Source organism: Nocardioides pyridinolyticus (assembly GCF_054653575.1).
Window position 1 is genome coordinate 70,220 of the sequence record NZ_BAAIFY010000013.1, and the last position, 19,569, is coordinate 89,788.

The window sequence follows — 19,569 nt, forward strand, 5'->3', positions numbered from 1 at the left end:
GCATGGTGGTCCTCGGTCTCATCCTCATCGCTCTCGGCGCGGTGGCGATCCTCGCCGCGCTCTTCACGGTCGAGGGGAGCAACGTCGAGCTGCTCGGCACCGACATCAGCGCGCTGACCCTGTTCTTCGTCGGCCTCGGCGCCGGCCTCGCGATCCTCTGGGGCTTCGGCTTCACCAAGTGGGGCACCAAGCGCAGCCTCCGGCAGCGCCGCGAGAGCAAGCAGCTCGAGGAGCTCCACGAGAAGCTCGAGAAGCACGAGGCGGCCGAGCGTCGCGACCCCGACCGCACGACCGACGGGCCCTACTGACTGGTCAGGCCGGCCCGGCGCGCGCCTCGGCGGTGAGGTCGGCCGCCTGTCCCAGCCAGCGCGGACCCGGGACCGTGACCTGCACGGTCGCCTCATGGTCCCAAACCGTGCACGCGTCGAGCCGCGCCCCGTTGGCGGACGCCACCTCCACGCCCTGCCCGCACGGGTCGCCGCCCCCGCCGATGGCCCCGGCCACCGCGAGCGCCGCCAGGTCGGCGGCCGCCTGGGCGGTCCGGTGGGCGTGCACCATCGCCGCGACCACACCCAGGGCCGCGCCGAGCAGCAGGAGCACCGCCAGGCACGAGATCGCGAACAGCGTCACCGCTCCCCGCTCGTCGCGGCTCACGGCGACTCCTCCGACGCCGCGACCGCCTCGGCGGAGACGGTGACCGCGGGCAGCCGCTCGAAGATCCCGCCCGGTCCCGGCACCCGGGCCACGACGACGGCGAGCACCTGGTCGCCGTCGTCGTGGACGGTGACCCGGCCGCCGGGCGGCGCGACGCGCTGCCCCCGGGCCGTGGCTGCCGCGACGCTGTCACCGCGCGCGACCGCCCGGGCCGTCTCCCGGGCCGCGTCGACGACGCGGACCTGGGCCGCTCCGACCGCGAGCAGCCAGACCAGCCCGACGGTGACCGCCACGAGCAGCGGCAGCACCAACGCGAGCTCGGCGGTGGCGGCGCCGCGCTCGGAGCGGACCCTCATCCGATGCCCAGCAGCCCGAGCACGTGGTCGAACAGGGTCTTCAGGAGCTGGTCGCCGAAGCCCCCGGTGAGCAGCTTGTAGAGCAGTCCGGCCAGGCCGGCTCCGGCGGCCGTGCCGACGGCGTACTCCGCGGTGGTGATGCCGCGCTGGTCGCCGCGGCGACGCTGCGAGGAGGTCAACTGGGTCATCAACTGGGTCATGTGGGTCTCCGATCCCGGCCACCCGATGCGGCCGACGGGACGAGCCTCGGCGATCACGGGACGGTGCGCTCGGGCTCGGCGGCCGCCTGGGGAGCCGGATGTCGGGGCCCCCTCCTGTGGACGCCGCGCGGGCCGTCAGCCGAGGTCGAGGGCGGTCAGCAGGGCCACGACGAGCGGGACGATGCCGATGAGCACGAAGGCCGGTAGGAGACAGAGCCCGAGCGGCAACGCCGCCTTCACACCGACCGCGCGGGCGCGGTCCTCGGTCTCCGCGCGACCGGCCCGGGCGAGGTCGTCGGCCAGGCGCTCGACCGCGGGGACGACGGGGGCACCGCTCGCCTGCGCGCGGGCGAGCGCCCGGCCGAGCCGGCCGAGCTCGGGGTCCTCGGCGAGCCCCGACCACACCTGGACCGGGTCGAGTCCCAGACCGAGCCGTGCCGCCACCCCCGCGAGCCGGTCGGCCGCCGCGCCGGGCAGGGCGGACGCCACCACGGCGACGCCGTCCGCGGGCGCGGCGCCGGTGCGCAGCGTGGCGGCGAAGAGCTCGACGAGGTGCGGGAGGTCGCGGCGCACCTCCGCCCGCCGGCGCCGGACGTCGGCGGGCTCGGAGCGCCCGACCACGACCCAGGTGCCGACGGCCGCACCGACCGCGGCCACCGGGGCGAGCGGGCCGCCGAGGAAGAGGAAGGCGCCGAGTCCGGCCAGACCGCTCCACAGCAGCCGGTGCCGGTGCAGCCAGCCCGTGGCCGGCGCCGGAGCGGGCTCGACGCGGACGGGCAGCCGGGCGCGTGGCGGCACGGCGAGGGCGGCCGCCAGGGCGGCGCACGCGACCGGCAGCCAGGGCGTCATGCCTCGACCCCGGCCGCGATCGCCTCGATCCACCACAGCCCGGCGAGCCCGAACGCGAGGCCGCCCGCGAGGCAGGCGAGCCCGGCGGGGTGGCCGAGGAGGAAGCCCCAGGGGTCGCCACCGGCACCCGACCCCATCACCAGCGCGAGCACCGGGAGGCCGGCCACCAGCCGCGCGGTGGCCCGGGCCGAGGCCAGCTCACCCTCGACCAGGCGTCGGGTGGCGGCGTCGGCCCGCAGCGACTCCGCGACGCGGTCGACCGCGGACGCCAGACCCTGACCCGTGCGGTGGGCGACCTGCCACGCGGCCGCGACGACACGCAGGTCGCCGGCTCCCTCGAGCCGCCCGGCGAGCGACCGCAGCGCGGACGGGACGTCCGCGCCGACCCGGAAGGACTCCGCCACCGGCGCCAGCGGCGGCCAGGCCTCGGCCGCACGGGCCAGCGCGTCACCGGGCGGCCGTCCGGCGGCGAGCTCGCCCGCGAGCAGCTCGCAGGTCTCGAGCACGTCCGCGGAGACCCGCGCGGCCGCTCGTCTGCGGCGCCGCCGGCGCCCCAGGGCGACCCCGCCGAGCCCGGCGAGGCCGAGCACCACGACCAGCGCGCCGAACCTCGGCAGGAGCAGCGGCACGACGGCCAGCGGCGCCAGCACCACCAGCGGGGGCGGTCGCGGCGGCACCAGCCGGGTCGGCGGACGGACCAGCAGCAACGCGGCCGCCGCGGCACAGACCACGGCGACCACGGTCATGTCGCGATCCGGTCGGCCAGGACCCGCGCGCCGGGCCCGGGCCGGGCGACGCCGTCGTCGTCGACCTCCAGCGCCGGCACCATCGTGACCAGCCCGTCGGCGCGGCGTTCGGGGACGGCGACCTGGCGCAGTCGGCGCACGCCGTCACGGCCGCGGGCGAGGTGGAGGACGACGTGCACGGCGGAGGCCAGCTGGCTGTGTGCGGCGTCGCGGTCGAGGCCGGCGGCCAGGGCCAGCGCCTCGATGCGGGCCGGGACGTCGACGGCCGAGTTGGCGTGCACCGTGCCGCAGCCGCCCTCGTGGCCGGTGTTGAGCGCGGCCAGCAGGTCGACCACCTCGGCGCCGCGGACCTCGCCGACCACGAGCCGGTCGGGCCGCATGCGCAGGGCCTGCCGGACCAGCGTCCGGACCTCGACCGCGCCGGCACCCTCGAGGTTGGGTGGCCGCCCCTCGAGCGCGACGACATGCGGGTGGTCGGGCCGCAGCTCGCTGGCGTCCTCGACGACCACGACCCGTTCGGCGGGGTCGACGCTGGACAGCAGGGCGGCCAGGAGCGTGGTCTTGCCCGAGCCGGTGCCGCCGCTGACCAGGAACGCCAGCCGGGCCTCGACGATCGCGAGCAGCAGGCGGGCCGTGTCGGGGGTGAGGCTGCCGGCCTCGACCAGCTCGTCGACGGTGAAGGTGCGCGTCCTCGGGACGCGCAGCGAGATCAGCGTGCCGGGCCGGGCGAGCGGGGCGAGCACGGCGTGGAAGCGGGTGCCGTCGGGGAGGCGCAGGTCGACGTACGGCGTGGCGTCGTCGAGTCGCCGGCCACCGAGGGCCGCGAGCCGCTGGGCGAGCCGGCGGACGGACTCCTCGTCGGGGAAGCGGACGGTGGTCCGCTCGAGCCCGGCGCCGCGGTCGAGGTGGACCTCGTCGGCACCGTTGACGAGGACGTCGGTCACGTGGGGCGTGCGCAGGAGCGGCTCGAGGGGGCCGGCACCGACGACGTCGCGGCGGAGCGCCTCGTAGACCTCGAGCACCGCCGCGTCGCCGACCGGGCGGCCGCTCTCGCGCAGGGCCTCGGCGACCCGGTGGGGCGTGAGGTCGCCCGGGCTGCGGGCGAGCCGGTCGCGGACGACCTCGAGGTCGGCGTTCATGCCGCTGCTGTCCTGAGCAGGACGAGCTGATCGAGGATGCCCTCCGCCGCCCGGCCGAGCGTGCCGCGGCGCGAGCGGACCGGGCCGAGCCCGAGGTCGATCGCCTCGGCCAGGCCCCGCTGGTCGCCCATGGTGGCGAGCACCGGCGCCCCGGTCGTCCGCGCGATCGCCTGGGGGTCGATGCCCGGGCCGCGCACCACGAGACGGATCGTGGTGGGGTCGGGGTGCCGCGTGCAGATGCGGACCGCGGACGCTACGCCGGCGACGGTCGGGACGACCACGACCAGCAGTCGGTCGCATCGGGCGGCGATCTCGTCGACGAGCGGGTCGGCCGTGCGCGGCAGGTCGACCACGACGAGGTCGTGGCCGCGGCGCGCGGCCGACAGCACCTCGCGGACGGCGAACGCCTGGAGGGTGCCCGGCCGGCCCGGCTCCCAGCCCAGCGCGCCCAGCCCCTCGTGACGGGGCAGCGCCTCGCGGAGGGCGCGGGCGCTCAGCCGGCCGGTGGTGTCGCAGAGGCCGTCCCAGCGGACGCCGTCGCGGTCCTCCAGCCCGAGCACCCGGTCGACGCCCGGGCCGAGGGGGTCGGCGTCGACCACGACGGCGCGACCATGACGGGCGGCGACCTGGCCGAGCGCGCAGGCGAGCGTCGTCGCGCCCGCCCCGCCGCTGCCGCCGACCACGCCGACGAGCAGGCCCTCGGTGCGCGGCTCCCCCTCGCCGACGTCGGTCAGCAGCTCGGTCAGCCAGCCCTCGGACCGCGGCAGCCGGGCGACGCTCTCGGCCCCGAGCTCGAGGGCCACCCGGAAGAGCTCGTCGGGGACGGCGCCCCAGGCCACGACGTAGACCCGCGGCCGTCGGGCCGGTGCGAGCCGGGCCAGGTCGTCGGCCGCGTCCGCCCCAACGAGCACCACGGGCGCCGCGGACCAGCCGCGCAGCGCGGCACCGCCGTCGGCGGCGACGTCGGGGGTGACGCCGGCCGCGGCGGCGAGCCGGAGCAGCTCGTCGAGCAGGGAGCGGTCGCGGGTGATGAGGAGCGGTGCTGGGGTCGCGCGAGTCATGGAACGATGGTTCCCGCCGCCGCCGGCGAGCGCCTCCGGAGCCGGAATCCCTTGTGGACAAAGGGGTTCGAAACGCTGCCTGTGGACGAGATGTGGGCCGCCGGTGCGGCCCGACCACCTAGAGTTGCGGCATGGCGCACCGCCCGACCGCAGCCTTCTTCGACCTCGACAAGACGGTCATCGCGAAGTCGAGCACGCTCGCGTTCAGCAAGCCGTTCCAGGCCGGCGGGCTGATCTCGCGGCGCGCGGTGCTGCGCTCGGCCTACGCCCAGTTCGTCTACCTCGTCGGCGGTGCGGACCACGACCAGATGGAGAAGATGCGGGAGTTCATGTCGCAGCTGTGCGCCGGCTGGGACGTGGCCACGGTCCGCGAGATCGTCGCCGACACCCTCCACAACATCGTCGACCCGCTGGTGTACGACGAGGCCGTCTCGCTGATCGAGGAGCACCACCTCGCCGGCCGCGACGTCGTCATCGTCTCCGCCTCCGGCGCCGAGGTGGTCGAGCCGATCGCCGAGATGCTCGGCGCCGACCACGTCGTCGCGACCCGGATGGAGATCGCGGACGGCAAGTACACCGGCAGCATCGAGTACTACGCGTATGCCGGCGAGAAGGCCCGCGCGATCGAGGAGCTGGCGGCGGCCCGCGGCTACGACCTCGAGAGCTCCTACGCCTACAGCGACTCCGCCACGGACGTCCCCATGCTCGAGGTCGTCGGCCACGCGCACGCGGTGAACCCGGACAAGGACCTGCGCAAGGTCGCCGCTGAGAAGGGCTGGCCGGTGCTGGTGTTCACCAAGCCGGTCACGCTGCGCTCCCGGGTGCCGCTGCCCCCGACCAAGCCCACGCTCGCCGCGCTGGCCGTCGGTGGGGTGGTCGCGGTGGGCGGCATGCTGTGGGCGAACGCCCGCAAGCGGCGTCTGGGCGCCTGAGCCGGGCGCCTGAGCCGTGGCCCGACAAGACGGAACCTTCCACCTGCCGGAGGCGAGCCCGCCGACCTAGCGTCGCGTCATGGCACCCATGATCGCGGTCCGGCTCGTCAGCAAGCACGGCGACGAGACCCGTCGCGTCGACCTGCAGATCAGCGGCAGCCGCGGGGTGGCGCACGAGGGCGGCGTGGCGACGCCGTTCGAGACCGCGCTGCTCTGGCCGACGGTCCGCGAGCTGCTGCCGCCGATCGAGCACCTGCGCGCCGACCCGCCCGCGCGGCGTACCTCGCCCCCGGAGCGCGAGCCCGGCCCCGGCTGGCCCGACCGGGTCCGAGCGATGGTCGCCCTCGCGGTCGTCACGGCGGCCGACGGGCTGGAGACGGAGTCGCCGGAGATCGCGGTGCGGACGTGGTTCGCGACCGACGAGGACCTCTGGGAGGCCACTCCCAACGGCGTCGCGGCGGCCGTCCCCGGTGACCTCGCCGACCGGCTGGTCTGGGACGTCACCGGTGCCCTCGAGGCGCTCGTGCGCGAGGCCGCGTCATGACCGCCGTGACCCACGGGATGGACACGGTCGCCGGCCGGCAGGCCGGCGAGCAGATCCGTGGCGGGTCCGACGAGATCCGCGAGCTCGCCCAGCGGCTCGACACCGTGCTGACGGGGTTCGACTGGACCGGCGCCGACGCCGACCGGGTCCGGGCCAGCTGGCACGACCTCGAGCGTCCGGCGCTCGACGCGACGGCCCAGCACCTGGCCCGGCTGGCGGTGCTGCTGGCGGCCGAGGCCCAGGCCCAGGACGCCGCGTCGGGAACGGGCGCCACCGTCGGTGCGCCGGTCGCCGCGCCCGCCGCCGCGCCCGCGATCGGCGGCGGCCTCCTCGGCTGGCTCGATCGCCACGTCGGCAACTTCCCGACCGGACTGGTGCGCACCGGTGAGAGCTTCGCCGACTTCGCCGGGAAGCTCGACGACGTCCTCACCGGCGAGCGCGACTGGCCGCTCGCCGCGCTCGCGGCGAGCGCGCTGAGCACCGGCCCGCCGTCACGCCACCACGGGACCTGCCCTCGCTGCTGCAGGGCGTCACCGACGCCTACCTCGTCGGCAAGGACTCGTCCGGCGACCTCCGCATCACCCGCGTCGACAACGGGGGTACGCCGGCGTACGTGGTCTCGATCCCCGGCACCGAGACCTGGAACCCCTCGGCGGGCGCACCGGGCGCGACCTCACCGCCAACCTCGCGCTGGTCGGCGGCAGCCCGACGGCCGCCGCGCAGTCGGTCGAGCTCGCGATGCAGCAGGCGAACATCCCGGCCGGCGCGCCGGTCCTGCTCGTCGGGCACAGCCAGGGCGGCATCATCGCAGCGACCCTGGCGTCCGACCCGGCGTTCGTGGAGAGGTACGGCGTGACCAACGTGCTCACTTACGGCGCCCCGATCGACCACCTGCGGATCGACCTCGGCGTCGGCGTGCTCCAGGTGCAGCACGGCATGGACGTCGTGCCGCGGCTCGACCTGGGGGGCGCCAGCGCCGGTGGCTTCCCCGGCGGTCGCGAGACCGTGGTGACGCTCGACAGCCCGGGCCGCTTCTACGAGCCGGCCGTCAACCACAGCTACGTGGAGTACACGAACTCCGTGCGCGACGAGATGAGCGCCGACACCGAGGCCGGCCGTATCCTCCGGGAGTACCAGGCGACGCTGGCCCCGTTCTTCGTCGGGCCGGGTGGCAGCGCGACCGCCGTCGACATCCCCGTGAGCCGAGGTGACCGCAGGTGAAGCTCCTCCGGAGGGGCCGCCCGTCCGAGGCCGAGGTGACCGCCGCGGTCAGGGCCGCGACCGGCACCGCGCCCGGGGAGATCACCTACAGCCACCTCCAGTACGGCAGCGGCGCCCTCAGCGGCGTGGTCGAGGTGGCGGACGCGGCGGCGTTCGGGCGCGTGCTGCGGGCGGCGTACGCCGGCCTGGTCGACGTGCTCGGCGACGACGCCAACCGCGTGGTCGTCTACCTCACCGGGCGCACCCCCGCGGGCGCCGTCACCCCCGTCGACCTGGGACTGCCGGATCGGCCGAGCGGCCGGGACCTCGCCCGGATTGTCAACACTTGAACGTGGCCGGGAACAGGCGTACACAGGAAGCAGAACTCCAGAGAGCAGCACGTGATCCGGGTACCCACGCGGCGATCCACCCTTCTTGAGGGCGCTGACCGGATCGGGACATTCCCGAGGCAGCAGTTGATGATGCACGCTTGGTAGCTCAGGACTCACGTGTCAGCGGCGGCACCCGGACCAACGACTTTCGAACGCCGGGTGCCGTTCGCATGTCCTCGGAGCCCGGTGGGCCGGGAGTCGGCGTCTACTCGGCGGACCGGCGCAGCGGCGATGCCTCCGCGCCCGCGGCGAACGCCTCGGCGGCGTAGAGCAGCCAGGCGTGCACGCCGGAGGGACCGCCGGCGGCGTACCCGCGCAGGTTGGACTCGTACTGCGCCCGCAGCGCGAGGTGGCCGGCCTCGGGCACGACGAGCGACTTCTCGTCGACCCCGCGGGCGACCAGCACCAGCCGCTCGGCGGCGCGGGCGACGATGCCGTTGTGCGAGGCGAACGGCGCGGCCGTCGCGATCTCGGCGTGCACGACCGCCGCGACCAGCAGCGCCGGGGCGGACGTCGGCGCGGTCAGCAGGTCGCCGACGCCGCGGAGCCGGTCGGCCGCGGCCGAGTCCCGGGGCCGCCCCCGGGACTCCTCCGGCAGCCCGGCCGCGGCGAGCGCGTGGAGGCGGGCCAGCGCCTGGAGCGGCGTGCGCGAGAGAGCGGGGGCGAGCGCGAGCAGCTCGGTCGAGACGCGCACGGCGTCGGCGGCGACCTCGTCACCCGTGCCCTCGCGCACGGACGCGAGCGACGACGCCGATCCCTCCAGCACGGCGCTCGCGTGGGCGCCGCGGAGCAGGCTCTCGGCCGTCGTCTCCGGAGCGGTACGCCGCAGGCCGCGGTCGCGCAGCATGACGTCGATGCCGTCCCGGGCGGCCGCCAGGGCCGACGGCACGCCTTCGAGGGAAGCCAACCGGGACAAGGGATCTGCGCTCACGAGGAACAACCGTAACGACGGGTACGGTGGGACCGATGACCGATCCCTCCCTCTCCTTCGGCTCGGTGGCCGACGCCTACGACCGCGCCCGCCCGTCCTACCCGCGCGAGGCCGCCGCCTGGCTCGTCGGCGAAGAGCCGGTCGCGGTGCTGGAGCTCGGCGCCGGGACGGGCAAGCTCACCGAGGTCCTCGTCGCGCTCGGCCACGACGTGCACGCGACCGACCCCGACGACGCGATGCTGGCGCGGCTGCGCGAGCGGCTGCCCGACGTACCCACCTCGGTGGCGTCGGCGGAGGAGATCCCTGCACCCGACGGGGTCTTCGACGTCGTGGTGGTCGCGCAGGCCTTCCACTGGTTCGACCACCAGCGGGCGCTGCCGGAGATCGCCCGCGTGCTCCGGCCCGGCGGCCGGCTGGCGCTGGTGTGGAACCGGCGCGACGAGCGGATCCCGTGGGTGAAGCGGCTGGGCGCCCTGATCGGCAACCATGACCAGCAGCACAGCGAGGAGCCGCTGGTGCTGTCGAGCCACTTCGGCTTCGTCGAGGACGCGACCTTCCGCCACTGGCAGGTCGTCGACCGCGACTCGATCCAGGAGCTGGCGCTCTCCCGCTCCAACGTCGCCGTGCTCGACGACGAGGCCCGGGTGGCGAAGCTGGCCGAGGTCCTGGCGTTCTACGACGACTTCGGCCGCGGCATGGACGGCATGCAGCTCCCCTACGTCACCTCGTGCTTCCGGGCCACCGTCGTGGGCACGTCCGACCCGGCCCCCGACGACGCGTCGGAGACGTCGACGCCGGTCACCGACGACGGCTCCGACGCGGACGTGCTGCTGATCGACTTCCGCTAGGACGCCTGTCCGAGCGTCTCCGCGGCGTCGACGAGCGCCGGCAGGACGGCGTCGGCGATGACGGCGTACCCCGCGCTCGACGGGTGGAAGCGGTCGGCGGAGAACAGCGAGGGGTCGGCGCCGAAGGCTCGGGACGCCCGCTGGTCCGGGTCGGCCACGTGGCCGCCGGCGGCGAGGACGGCCGCGGTCTGCCGGTCGCGGTAGAGGTCCGAGCTGTCGCGGACGACCTGGCGCAGCAGCACGGGCACATGGGGCACGGCCAGGTCGACGGGCTCGAGGTGCGTCAGGTCGTTCGCCCCGATCACGACCAGGACGAGGCCGGGTCGCCATGCGGTGGCGGCGTCGACCTGGGCCGCCAGCCCCCGGCTGCGCGCACCCGGTACGGCGAAGACCCGCAGGTCCGCGTCGTACCCGTGCGCCGCGAGCGCCTCGGCGACCCGGGGCCCGAGCCGGTCGTGCTCGCGCGCTGCCCCCCTGGCCCCACGCGATCGAGTCGCCCAGCACCGCCAGCCTCATCGGGTGTCCTCCTCGACGGGGTCGGTGGGTCCGGTCGGCCTCGGTACCCGCCGATGAGCCGCGGGATGTCTGCCGGCACCGACCCGCCGCCCGGTCGGGCATGCTGTCCGGCATGACTCGCCCGTGGCGCCGACGCCATCTCGGGACGGAGGCCGACCGCGCCACCTTCCGGACGCTGCACAGCGCCTCGCTCGCCTCCCCCGCCCTGCGCACCGGGCTCAACCGCGACAGCGCCGAGCGCAGCCTGCGCCACCTCCACGACCTGCTCGGTACGCCGGCGCTCGCGCTGACCGACACCGCCGGGTCGCTCGCGTGGCACGGCCCCGGCCAGCACCACGAGGACCAGTGCGGCCGGCTCGCGGTCGCGACCGTCGACCGGGGCAGGACGCGGATGTTCGACCGCGGCGACCTGCCGTGCGACGTACCCGGCTGCGCGATCCGCGCCGCGATCGTCAGCCCGCTGGTGGTCGAGGAGCGCGTGGTCGGGACCCTCCAAGCGTTCTCGCCGCACGCGACCGCGGGCCTGGCCCGCGCGGCCGACGAGGTCGCGCAGTGGGTGAGCGGCCAGCTGGAGCTGGCCGAGCTCGACGCCAGCCGCACCCGGCTGATGGAGGCCGAGGTCCGGGCGCTGCGCGCGCAGATCAGCCCGCACTTCATCTACAACTCCCTCGGCGCGATCGCGAGCTTCGTGCGCACCGACCCCGACCGGGCGCGCGAGCTGCTGCTGGAGTTCGCGGACTTCACCCGCTACTCCTTCCGCCGGCACGGTGAGTACACGACGCTCGCCGAGGAGCTCCGGTCGGTCGAGCGCTACCTGCTGCTCGAACAGGCCAGGTTCGGGGACCGTCTCCGGGTGACGTTGCGGATCGCCCCGGAGGTGCTGCCGGTCGCCGTCCCGTTCCTGTGCATCCAGCCGCTGGTGGAGAACGCCGTGCGGCACGGCCTCGAGGACGCCGAGGGCGGGGGCCACATCCGGATCGTCGCGCGCGACCAGGGCCAGCAGTGCGTGATCGAGGTCGAGGACGACGGCGCAGGCGAGGACCCCGACGTGGTGCGCCGCGCGCTCGCCGGCGACACCACCCTGGACTCGACCGGGCTCGGGAACGTCGACGGCCGGCTGCGCAACGCGTTCGGCGACGACTACGGGCTGGTCGTGGAGACCAACCGCGGCGCCGGCACCAAGGTCGTCGTGCGGGTGCCGAAGTTCGCCCGGGGGGTGCACGCATGACCGCCCTGCGCGCGCTGGTCATCGACGACGAGCGGCCGGCGCTGGACGAGATCCGCTTCCTGCTCGAGCAGGACGACCGGATCGGCGCGGTGCTCACCAGCGACTCCGCCACCGACGGCCTGCGGCTGCTGCACGAGTCGCCGGTCGACGTGGTGTTCCTGGACATCCAGATGCCCGGCCTCACCGGCCTCGAGCTCGCCCAGGTCCTCGGCCGCTTCCGCACCCCGCCGCAGGTCGTGTTCGTGACCGCGCACGAGCAGCACGCCGTCGAGGCGTTCGACGTGCACGCGGTCGACTACGTCCTCAAGCCGGTGCGCGCGGAGCGCCTCGCGGAGGCGGTACGCCGGGTGGTCGGGGCCGAGCCGCGCGCCGACCAGGACACCCAGGTGGCCGTCGAGCGCGGCGGGGTGACCCGCTTCGTCAACCGCTCCGACATCACCCACGTGGAGGCGCAGGGCGACTACGCGCGCCTGCACACCGCCGGCGACTCCCACCTCGTCCGCACGCCGCTGGCGGTGCTCGAGGACGACTGGGCCGACGCCGGCTTCGTGCGCATCCACCGCTCGCTGCTGGTCTCGCTCGCCCACGTCCGCGAGGTGCGGATGGACAGCGGCCGCTGCACGGTGGTGGTGGGCAGCCCGCCGGTCGAGCTCGGTGTCAGCCGCCGGCACACCCGCGAGCTGCGGGAGATGCTGCTGCGGGAGCGGACCGGCCGATGACCAGCACCCCGCCCGAGCGCGTCCGGGTGACCGGCCCGCCCCGACGCGGCACGCCGGTCACCCGCACCTCCGACATCGACGACGAGACCCGGCTCGGCGGCGTCTACCTCGGCTCGCTGCTGCGCGAGCAGCTGCGACTGGCGATCGGCATCCTCGTCGTGCTGGCGCTGCTCATCGGCTCGCTGCCGCTCGCCTTCCACGTCTGGCCGGGCCTGGGCGGCATCGACCTGCTCGGCGTACCTCTCGCGTGGTGGCTGCTCGGCCTGCTCGTCTACCCGACGCTGCTCGGGCTCGGCTGGGCCTACGTGCGCCGGGCCGAGCGCAACGAGCGCGACTTCGCCGAGCTGGTCAGCGAGGTGGAGAGGTGAACGCCGCTCCCGGCATCGTCGCCGTCACCCTGGTCACGCTCGCGACCCTGCTGATCGGCACGTGGGGCCTGCGCTTCTCGCGGACGACGAGCGACTTCTTCGTCGCGTCCAGGTCGGTGCGCCCGCGGCTGAACGCCAGCGCCATCGGCGGCGAGTACCTCTCGGCCGCGTCGTTCCTCGGCGTCGCCGGGCTCGTGCTGACCTTCGGCGCGGACATGCTCTGGTACCCGGTCGGCTGGACCGCGGGCTACCTCGTGCTGCTCGTGCTCGTCGCCGCCCCGCTGCGCCGGTCGGGCGCCTACACGCTGCCCGACTTCGCCGAGGCGCGGCTCGGCACGAGGCCGGTCCGCTCGGTCTGCTCGCTGATGGTCGTCGCGGTCGGCTGGCTCTACCTGCTGCCGCAGTTCCAGGGGGCCGGGATCACGCTGCGCTCGACCGTCGGCGCCCCGGCCTGGCTCGGCCCGGTGATCGTCGGCGTGGTCGTGCTCGCCAACGTCACCTCGGGCGGCATGCGCAGCATCACGTTCGTGCAGGCGTTCCAGTACTGGCTCAAGCTGACCGCGCTGCTGATCCCGGCGACGGTGCTGCTCGCCGTGTGGGCCGGCGACGGCGCGCCCCGGGTCGCCGACGGCGGGAGCTGGTCGGTGCCGCTGGCCTCCGGCGGCGGCGAGGGCCTCTACGTCACCTACTCCCTCATCCTGGCCACGTTCCTCGGCACGATGGGCCTGCCCCACGTGGTCGTCCGCTTCTACACGAACCCCGACGGCCGGGCCGCCCGCCGGACCACGCTGGTCGTGCTGGCCCTGCTGGGCGTCTTCTACCTGCTGCCACCGGTGTACGGCGCGCTCGGCCGGGTCTACGCGCCCGAGCTGGCCGAGCCCGGGAAGTCGGACGCGCTGGTGCTGGAGCTGCCCCGGATCATGGTCGACGGGGCGCTCGGCGAGCTGCTGACCGGACTGGTGACCGCCGGCGCGTTCGCGGCGTTCCTCTCCACGTCCTCGGGCCTGTCGATCGCGGTGGCGGGCGTGCTCAGCCAGGACGTCTTCGGCCGCACCTGGTCGCGGCTGGGCGGCGTGGCGGCGTTCCGCCTCGGCGCGGTCTTCGCGGTGACCGTGCCGTGCCTGGTCGCGCTGGCCGCGCCCAACCTCGGGGTCGCGCGGGCGGTCGGGCTGGCCTTCGCGATGGCCGCGGCGACGTTCTGCCCCCTGCTCCTGCTGGGGATCTGGTGGCGCCGGCTCACCGACGTGGGCGCGATCGCCGGGCTGCTGGTCGGCGGCCTGGGCTCGTGCGTCGCGATCGGCTGGACGCTCGCGACCTCGCGGCCCGACGGCTGGGCGGACACGCTCATGGGCCAGCCGGCCGCGTGGACCGTGCCGCTCTCGCTCGCGACGATGGTCGTCGTCTCGCTGCTCACCGCGTCCCGGGTGCCGCGAGGTGCGGGGCGGTTCCTGGTGCGCCTCCACACCCCCGAGACGCTCGAGCTGGACCGTGGCTCAACGCCGAGTCGGCGCTGATTCACCATGAAACAGCGCCGACTCGGCGAGAGACGGTGAGCTGACCGCGAGCCGGTAGCCCCGCTTCACGACCGTCTGCACGGCGCGGGTGCCGAGGGCGGCGCGCAGCCGGGCGACCGCCATCTCGACGGCGTGCTCGCTGCCCGCCGTACCGGACGGCAGCATGGCGAGCAGGGCCCGGCGGGGCACGACGTTGCCGGGATTGGCGACCAGCGCGTGGAGGACGGCGGTGGGGGCGGGCGACAGCTTCACCTCGACGCCGTCGAGCAGCACGTCCTCGCCGTGCAGGAGGAGCTGGCGGCCGTCGGCGAGCTCGATCGCCAGGCCGGAGCGCCGGGACGGCAGCTCGGCCTCGAGCTGCTTCACCATCGCTCCCAGGCGGGACCGCTCGGGGTAGATCGTGGGCACCCCCCACATCTCGAACGCCGCGGCGGTGACCGGGCCGACGCAGGCCGCGACGACGTCCGCCTGGAACGCCGACACGACCTCGTCGCGCCGGCCGGTCGACCCGGCGGCCTCCATCAGCGCGGCCACGGCCGGGGCGGAGGTGAAGGTCACCGCGTCGAGCTGGCCGTCGGCGATCTGGTCCACCAGCTTGAACATCGGCTCGGGGTCGTCGGCCGACGCGACCCGGTAGACGGTGACCGTCGTGACGTCCGCGCCCTGCCGGCGCAGGGCGTGGGCGACCATCGACAGCGACTGGCCGTGCTCCTGCACGACGATGCGCACGCCCTCGAGCGACCGGCCCCGCAGGTGCTCCAGCACGTCCTCGAAGCACTCCGACTCCGGCGCCCACATCTCCCGCAGCCCGCGCCGCCGCAGGGCGCCGACGCTCTTCGGGCCACGGGCCAGGATCTCCGCGGACCCCAGCGTCTCGAGCAGCGGCTCCAGCAAGCCCCACCGCTCGGCGGCGTCCAGCCAGGCCCTCATCCCGATGCCGGTCGTCGCGAGGAACATGTCGACCGGCGCGGCCAGCACGTCCTCGGTCGCGGCCCGGAGCTCGGCGTCGTCCACGTGGTTCGGGTCGAGCGACAGGGCCGGCGCCCACTCGACGGTCGCCCCCCGGCGTACCAGGAGCGCGATCTGCTCGTCTACCTTCCGCGCGGCCGTCACGCCGATGCGGAAGCCGCTCAACGGAAGCGATTCAGTCACTAGGTCTCCATCGGTGGACCGACCAGCACGACGCCGTCCTCGACGCGCACGTCGTACGCCGGGACCCGGACCGCCGCGTCGTCGAGGCACTGCCCGGTGCGCAGGTCGAAGGCCTGCTTGTGCATCGGCGACGCGACGAACGGGATCTCGCCGCGCGTCCCGACGATCCCCCGCGCCAGCACCGATGCGTTGCTCCAAGGGTCCTCGTTGGAGATCGCATAGACGTTTCCGTCGTGTGTCCGGAAGATTGCGACCGCGACGCCGCCGACGAGGGCCGCGACGCCGCCCTCGACCTCGATCTGGTCGAGGCGGCACACGGGGGTCACCGGGGGGCTCCCACGGGAATCGTCGCACCCAGGTCCACGGGGGTGTCGGGCGCGATCTGGCCACGCTCCTCGCGGAAGCTGATGCTCGGGTCGGGTACGCCGGGGGCGTTGACGAACGACACGAAGCGCTGGAGCTTCTCGGGGTCGTCGATGGTGGCCTTCCACTCGTCGAAGTAGGAGTCGACGTGCCGCGCCATCGCCGCCTCCAGCTCGGAGCCGAGGCCGAGCGCGTCGTCCACCACGACCTCGCGGACGCGGTCGAGCCCGCCGTCGAGCGAGTCGATCCACGGCGCCGTGCGCTGGAGTCGGTCGGCGGTGCGGATGTAGTACATGAGGAACCGGTCGAGGTAGCGCACCAGCGTCTCGGTGTCGAGGTCGCCGGCGAGCAGCCGGGCGTGGGCCGGGGTGGCGCCGCCGTTGCCGCCGACGTAGAGGTTCCAGCCCTTCTCGGTGGCGATCACGCCGAAGTCCTTGCCGCGCGCCTCGGCGCACTCGCGGGCACAGCCGCTCACGCCGCCCTTGAGCTTGTGCGGCGACCGCAGGCCCCGGTAGCGCAGCTCGAGGTCGATCGCGAGCCCGACCGAGTCCTGCACGCCGTACCGGCACCAGGTCGAGCCGACGCAGGACTTCACCGTCCTCAGCGACTTCCCGTAGGCGTGGCCGGACTCGAAGCCGGCGTCGACGAGCCGCCGCCAGATCGCGGGCAGCTGCTCGACCCGGGCGCCGAACAGGTCGATGCGCTGACCCCCGGTGATCTTCGTGTAGAGCCCGAAGTCGCGGGCGACCTCCCCGATCACGATCAGCTTCTCCGGGGTGATCTCGCCGCCGGGGATGCGCGGGACGACCGAGTAGGTGCCGTTGCGCTGGATGTTGGCGAGGTAGGCGTCGTTGGTGTCCTGGAGGGTGCGGTTGCCGCGCTCGAGGACGTGCCCGCCCAGCTGGCTGGCGAGGATCGACGCGATCGCGGGCTTGCAGAGGTCGCACCCGCGGCCGGTGCCGTGCCCCTCGACGACCTGGTCGAAGGACGTGTAGCCGTGCACCGCCACGACGTCGAAGAGCTCCTGGCGGGTCATCGCGAAGTGCTCGCAGAGCGACCGGTCGACGACCTTGCCCTGGGTGGCGTAGTAGTCCTCGATGATCCTCTTCGTCTGCGCCTTGCAGGAGCCGCAGGTGCTCCCAGCGCGGGTGGACTCGCCGGCCTCGGCGGCGGCGACGATGTCGCCCTTGGTGACGTCGTTGCACGAGCAGACCTGGGCCTCGTCGGGCAGCCCGATCTCGGCGGCGCCGCGGCCGGTGGGGAGGATCAGGTCCTCGGGGTTCTCCGGCAGCGTGATGCCGGAGGCGACCATCGGCCGGAGCACGCCGTACGCCGACGCGTCGCCGACCAGCACGCCGCCGAGCAGCTGGGTGCCGTCCTCGGAGATCACCAGCTTCTTGTAGACGCCGGCGACCGCGTCGGAGTAGACGAGCTCGAGCGCGCCCTCGGTCGTCGCGTGCGCGTCACCGAAGCTGGCGACGTCGACACCGAGCAGCTTGAGCTTGGTGGACATGTCGGCGCCCTCGAACGTGCCCGGGCCCCCGAGCAGCGCGTCGACGACGACCTCGGCCATCGCGTAGCCGGGCGCGACCAGCCCGTACATCCGTCCCGCGGGCGCCGCGCACTCGCCGATCGCCCACACGTGGTCGTCGGAGGAGCGGCACCGCTCGTCGACGAGTACGCCGCCGCGCTCGGCCACCTCCAGGCCGGCTGCCCGGGCGAGCCCGTCGCGGGGGCGGATGCCGGCGGAGAACACGACGACGTCGGCGTCGACCGGGTCCCGGTCCTTCAGCGCCAGGCCGGTCGCGCGCTCCTCGCCCAGCACCCGCTCGGTCATCGCGCCGGTGTGCACCGTGAGGCCGAGCTGCTCGATGTGCCGGCGGAGGGTCGCGCCGCCCGCGTCGTCGACCTGGACCGCCATCAGCCGCGGCGCCATCTCGACCACGTGGGTGTCGAGGCCCAGCTGGCGCAGGGCGTTCGCGGCCTCGAGGCCGAGCAGCCCGCCGCCGATCACCACGCCGGTGCGACCACCCACGGCCGCGGCCCGGATCGCCTCGAGGTCCTCGATGGTCCGGTACACGAAGCAGCCCGGGAGCTCGTGGCCCGGCACCGGCGGCACGAACGGTGCCGCGCCGGTGGCCAGCACCAGCTCGTCGTACGCGAGGACGTCGCCGTCGCCGAGCAGCACCGTGCGGGTCTCGTGGTCGAAGCCCTCGACGGCGGTGCCGAGGCGCACCGTGACCCGCGGGTCGTCGTACTCGCTCTCGGGCAGCAGCGAGAGCGCCTCCGCGCCGACCTCGAAGAACGAGGTGAGCGCGACGCGGTCGTACGCCGGACGCGGCTCCTCGCCCACGACCACGACGTCGTGGGTCTCGGTGAGGCCGCGCTCGATCGCGGCCTGCACGAAGCGGTGGCCGACCATGCCGTGTCCGACGACGACCAGCTTCTTCCGGAGGTGGGTGTTCATGCGAGGACTCCTTCGGTGACGAGGTCGCGGACGGCGGAGAGGCAGCCGCCGCAGCCGGTGGTGGCGCGGGTGGTGTCCCGGGCGTCCTCGAGGGACGCGCAGGCGCGGATCCGGCCGGCGCTGACGCCCGCGCAGGCGCAGACCTCGGCGTCGTCGGGGAGGGCGACGGGGGCGACCGGTCGCTCGTTCATCAGCAGGTCGCCGGGCTCGTGCGGCCCGAGGACCGTGCCGCGGTCGTAGTGCTGGGTGATGAGCCCGATGCGGGACAGGTCGCCGACGAGGGTGGCGCCGACGATGACGCCGTCACGGACGACGAGCTTGCGGTGGCTGCCGGTGACCGGGTTCGACACCTCGACGACCTGGCCGTCGACGCGCTCGGGGTCACCCAGCACGGCGACGTCGAGGCCGGTGGCGCGGAGCCGGGCGACGGTGCGGGCGCCGTCGTAGCGGACGGCCTCGCCGGTGAGGTGCCGGGCGAGGAGGCCGGCCTGCTCCCAGGCGGGCGGGACGAAGCCGGTCGCCTGCCTCCCGTGCTGGGCGCAGTCGCCGATGGCGTGGATGGCCGGGTCGTTGGTGCGCAGCAGGTGGTCGACCACGACGCCGCGGCGGACGTCCAGGCCCGCTCGCCTCGCGAGAGCGGTCGACGGGCGGCCGCCGGCGGTGAGCACGACGAGGTCGGTGTCGAGGGTGTAGCCGTTGTCGAGGACGAGTCCGGTGGTGGTCAGCCGGGTGGCCCGGGCGCCGGTGTAGACGGCGGTGCCGAGCCGCAACAGGTCGCGGGCCAGGATCGCGCCGGCCTTGGCGTCGACCTGGCTGCGGAGCAGGTGGTCGCCGCCCTCGACCACCTCGGTCGCGAGGCCGCGGACGGCCAGCGCGCGGGCGACCTGGAGGCCGAGCAGACCGCCGCCGACCACCACCGCCCGGGTCGCGTGCCGGACCGCGGCGTCGAGACGGAGGCAGTCGTCCAGGCTGCGGAAGGCGTGCACCCGCTCGTCCAGCCGGCCGTCCACCCGCACCAGCCCGCGGATGGGCGGCAGCGTGGGGATGCTGCCGGTGGCGAGCACCAGGGCGTCGTACGGCACGCGGGAGCGGTCGGCGAGCTCGACCTCGCGGTCCTCGCGGTGGATCTCGACGACGCGGGTGCCGAGCCGCACGTCGACGCTCGCCCGCTCCTGGGGCATCGGGAGCGTCAGGCTGGCCGGGCTGTGCGTGCCCTCGAGCACGGCGGAGAGCAGGATCCGGTTGTACGGCGCGTGCGGCTCGTCCCCGAGCAGCGTCACGATGTGTCCGGGGTGGCCCGCGAGCCCGTCGGCCAGGCGCGCGGCGGCCATGCCCGCGCCGACGATCACGGTCCTCATGCGCGCCGCCCCGGGCTGGCGGTGGGTTGGCC

Annotated in this window: 22 protein-coding genes and 1 pseudogene; 10 read left to right on the forward strand and 13 right to left on the reverse strand. The window is 75.0% G+C overall.

Annotated features, from left to right (window positions below; genetic code table 11):
* Positions 1-2 precede the first annotated feature (2 nt).
* Positions 3-308, forward strand: a complete 306-nt coding sequence (locus ACYQ0U_RS13025; protein WP_459973496.1) for a hypothetical protein — start codon at positions 3-5, stop codon at positions 306-308.
* A gap of 4 nt (positions 309-312) precedes the next feature.
* Here ACYQ0U_RS13025 and ACYQ0U_RS13030 read toward each other — a convergent pair whose 3' ends face one another.
* From ACYQ0U_RS13030 to ssd, 7 genes are all read right to left on the reverse strand, one after another.
* Complete coding sequence (locus ACYQ0U_RS13030) at positions 313-654, reverse strand: Rv3654c family TadE-like protein (RefSeq protein WP_459973498.1); 342 nt, start codon at positions 652-654, stop codon at positions 313-315.
* A complete protein-coding gene (locus tag ACYQ0U_RS13035) occupies positions 651-1,010 on the reverse strand; it encodes a TadE family type IV pilus minor pilin (protein ID WP_459973500.1) in 360 nt (119 codons plus the stop codon). Before ACYQ0U_RS13035 ends, ACYQ0U_RS13030 begins: the two co-directional genes overlap by 4 nt.
* Entirely contained in the window at positions 1,007-1,210 is a 204-nt protein-coding gene (locus ACYQ0U_RS13040) for a DUF4244 domain-containing protein (protein WP_459973502.1), read from the reverse strand. Before ACYQ0U_RS13040 ends, ACYQ0U_RS13035 begins: the two co-directional genes overlap by 4 nt.
* 135 nt (positions 1,211-1,345) lie before the next feature.
* Positions 1,346-2,059, reverse strand: a complete 714-nt coding sequence (locus ACYQ0U_RS13045) for a type II secretion system F family protein (RefSeq protein WP_459973504.1) — start codon at positions 2,057-2,059, stop codon at positions 1,346-1,348.
* Positions 2,056-2,805, reverse strand: coding sequence for a type II secretion system F family protein (locus ACYQ0U_RS13050; RefSeq protein WP_459973506.1), 750 nt, complete (start codon positions 2,803-2,805; stop codon positions 2,056-2,058). Before ACYQ0U_RS13050 ends, ACYQ0U_RS13045 begins: the two co-directional genes overlap by 4 nt.
* Positions 2,802-3,944, reverse strand: coding sequence for a TadA family conjugal transfer-associated ATPase (locus ACYQ0U_RS13055; protein WP_459973508.1), 1,143 nt, complete (start codon positions 3,942-3,944; stop codon positions 2,802-2,804). Before ACYQ0U_RS13055 ends, ACYQ0U_RS13050 begins: the two co-directional genes overlap by 4 nt.
* Positions 3,941-5,005, reverse strand: a complete 1,065-nt coding sequence (gene ssd, locus ACYQ0U_RS13060; RefSeq protein ID WP_459973510.1) for a septum site-determining protein Ssd — start codon at positions 5,003-5,005, stop codon at positions 3,941-3,943. Before ssd ends, ACYQ0U_RS13055 begins: the two co-directional genes overlap by 4 nt.
* Positions 5,006-5,136: 131 nt before the next feature.
* Here ssd and ACYQ0U_RS13065 point away from each other — a divergent pair, with 131 nt between their 5' ends.
* From ACYQ0U_RS13065 to ACYQ0U_RS13080, 4 genes are all read left to right on the forward strand, one after another.
* Positions 5,137-5,937, forward strand: a complete 801-nt coding sequence (locus tag ACYQ0U_RS13065; protein ID WP_459973512.1) for an HAD family hydrolase — start codon at positions 5,137-5,139, stop codon at positions 5,935-5,937.
* A gap of 79 nt (positions 5,938-6,016) precedes the next feature.
* Positions 6,017-6,481, forward strand: coding sequence for a hypothetical protein (locus tag ACYQ0U_RS13070; RefSeq protein ID WP_459973515.1), 465 nt, complete (start codon positions 6,017-6,019; stop codon positions 6,479-6,481).
* Positions 6,482-7,219: 738 nt separating this feature from the next.
* Positions 7,220-7,702 carry a PGAP1-like alpha/beta domain-containing protein gene (locus ACYQ0U_RS13075; protein ID WP_459973517.1) on the forward strand — a complete coding sequence of 161 codons (483 nt, stop codon included), beginning with the start codon at positions 7,220-7,222 and terminating at the stop codon, positions 7,700-7,702.
* On the forward strand, positions 7,699-8,031 hold the full coding sequence (locus tag ACYQ0U_RS13080) for a hypothetical protein (RefSeq protein ID WP_459973520.1): 333 nt from the start codon (positions 7,699-7,701) through the stop codon (positions 8,029-8,031). The genes ACYQ0U_RS13075 and ACYQ0U_RS13080 overlap by 4 nt, the downstream gene beginning before the upstream one ends.
* 247 nt (positions 8,032-8,278) lie before the next feature.
* Here ACYQ0U_RS13080 and ACYQ0U_RS13085 read toward each other — a convergent pair whose 3' ends face one another.
* A complete protein-coding gene (locus ACYQ0U_RS13085) occupies positions 8,279-8,962 on the reverse strand; it encodes a Fic family protein (protein ID WP_459973522.1) in 684 nt (227 codons plus the stop codon).
* Positions 8,963-9,039: 77 nt separating this feature from the next.
* Here ACYQ0U_RS13085 and ACYQ0U_RS13090 point away from each other — a divergent pair, with 77 nt between their 5' ends.
* Positions 9,040-9,852, forward strand: a complete 813-nt coding sequence (locus ACYQ0U_RS13090; protein ID WP_459973524.1) for a class I SAM-dependent methyltransferase — start codon at positions 9,040-9,042, stop codon at positions 9,850-9,852.
* On the opposite strand, the pseudogene ACYQ0U_RS13095 reads toward ACYQ0U_RS13090, so the two are convergent.
* Positions 9,849-10,301 (reverse strand): annotated as a pseudogene (locus tag ACYQ0U_RS13095) (SGNH/GDSL hydrolase family protein); the annotation flags it as partial. The gene ACYQ0U_RS13090 and the pseudogene ACYQ0U_RS13095 sit on opposite strands and share 4 nt — an antisense overlap.
* Positions 10,302-10,480: 179 nt before the next feature.
* Here ACYQ0U_RS13095 and ACYQ0U_RS13100 point away from each other — a divergent pair.
* Genes ACYQ0U_RS13100 through ACYQ0U_RS13115 form a run of 4 tightly spaced genes read left to right on the forward strand, consistent with a single transcriptional unit; the run spans position 10,481 to position 14,197 of the window.
* A complete protein-coding gene (locus ACYQ0U_RS13100) occupies positions 10,481-11,596 on the forward strand; it encodes a sensor histidine kinase (protein WP_459973526.1) in 1,116 nt (371 codons plus the stop codon).
* Positions 11,593-12,315 carry a LytR/AlgR family response regulator transcription factor gene (locus tag ACYQ0U_RS13105; RefSeq protein ID WP_459973528.1) on the forward strand — a complete coding sequence of 241 codons (723 nt, stop codon included), beginning with the start codon at positions 11,593-11,595 and terminating at the stop codon, positions 12,313-12,315. Before ACYQ0U_RS13100 ends, ACYQ0U_RS13105 begins: the two co-directional genes overlap by 4 nt.
* Positions 12,312-12,683, forward strand: coding sequence for a DUF485 domain-containing protein (locus tag ACYQ0U_RS13110; RefSeq protein ID WP_459973530.1), 372 nt, complete (start codon positions 12,312-12,314; stop codon positions 12,681-12,683). The genes ACYQ0U_RS13105 and ACYQ0U_RS13110 overlap by 4 nt, the downstream gene beginning before the upstream one ends.
* The gene (locus ACYQ0U_RS13115; RefSeq protein ID WP_459973532.1) at positions 12,680-14,197 is read left to right on the forward strand and encodes a sodium/solute symporter; all 1,518 of its coding nucleotides are present in this window, start codon (positions 12,680-12,682) and stop codon (positions 14,195-14,197) included. Before ACYQ0U_RS13110 ends, ACYQ0U_RS13115 begins: the two co-directional genes overlap by 4 nt.
* On the opposite strand, the gene ACYQ0U_RS13120 is transcribed toward ACYQ0U_RS13115, so the two are convergent.
* The 4 genes from ACYQ0U_RS13120 to ACYQ0U_RS13135 are packed head-to-tail and all read right to left on the reverse strand — an operon-like array spanning position 14,177 to position 19,537.
* Entirely contained in the window at positions 14,177-15,349 is a 1,173-nt protein-coding gene (locus ACYQ0U_RS13120; RefSeq protein ID WP_459973534.1) for a uroporphyrinogen-III synthase, read from the reverse strand. The two genes, ACYQ0U_RS13115 and ACYQ0U_RS13120, sit on opposite strands and share 21 nt — an antisense overlap.
* Positions 15,349-15,675, reverse strand: a complete 327-nt coding sequence (nirD, locus tag ACYQ0U_RS13125) for a nitrite reductase small subunit NirD (protein ID WP_459973536.1) — start codon at positions 15,673-15,675, stop codon at positions 15,349-15,351. Before nirD ends, ACYQ0U_RS13120 begins: the two co-directional genes overlap by 1 nt.
* Positions 15,672-18,179 carry a nitrite reductase large subunit NirB gene (gene nirB, locus ACYQ0U_RS13130; protein ID WP_459973538.1) on the reverse strand — a complete coding sequence of 836 codons (2,508 nt, stop codon included), beginning with the start codon at positions 18,177-18,179 and terminating at the stop codon, positions 15,672-15,674. The genes nirD and nirB overlap by 4 nt, the downstream gene beginning before the upstream one ends.
* Positions 18,176-19,537, reverse strand: a complete 1,362-nt coding sequence (locus ACYQ0U_RS13135) for an FAD-dependent oxidoreductase (protein WP_459973540.1) — start codon at positions 19,535-19,537, stop codon at positions 18,176-18,178. The genes nirB and ACYQ0U_RS13135 overlap by 4 nt, the downstream gene beginning before the upstream one ends.
* Positions 19,538-19,569: the final 32 nt, after the last annotated feature.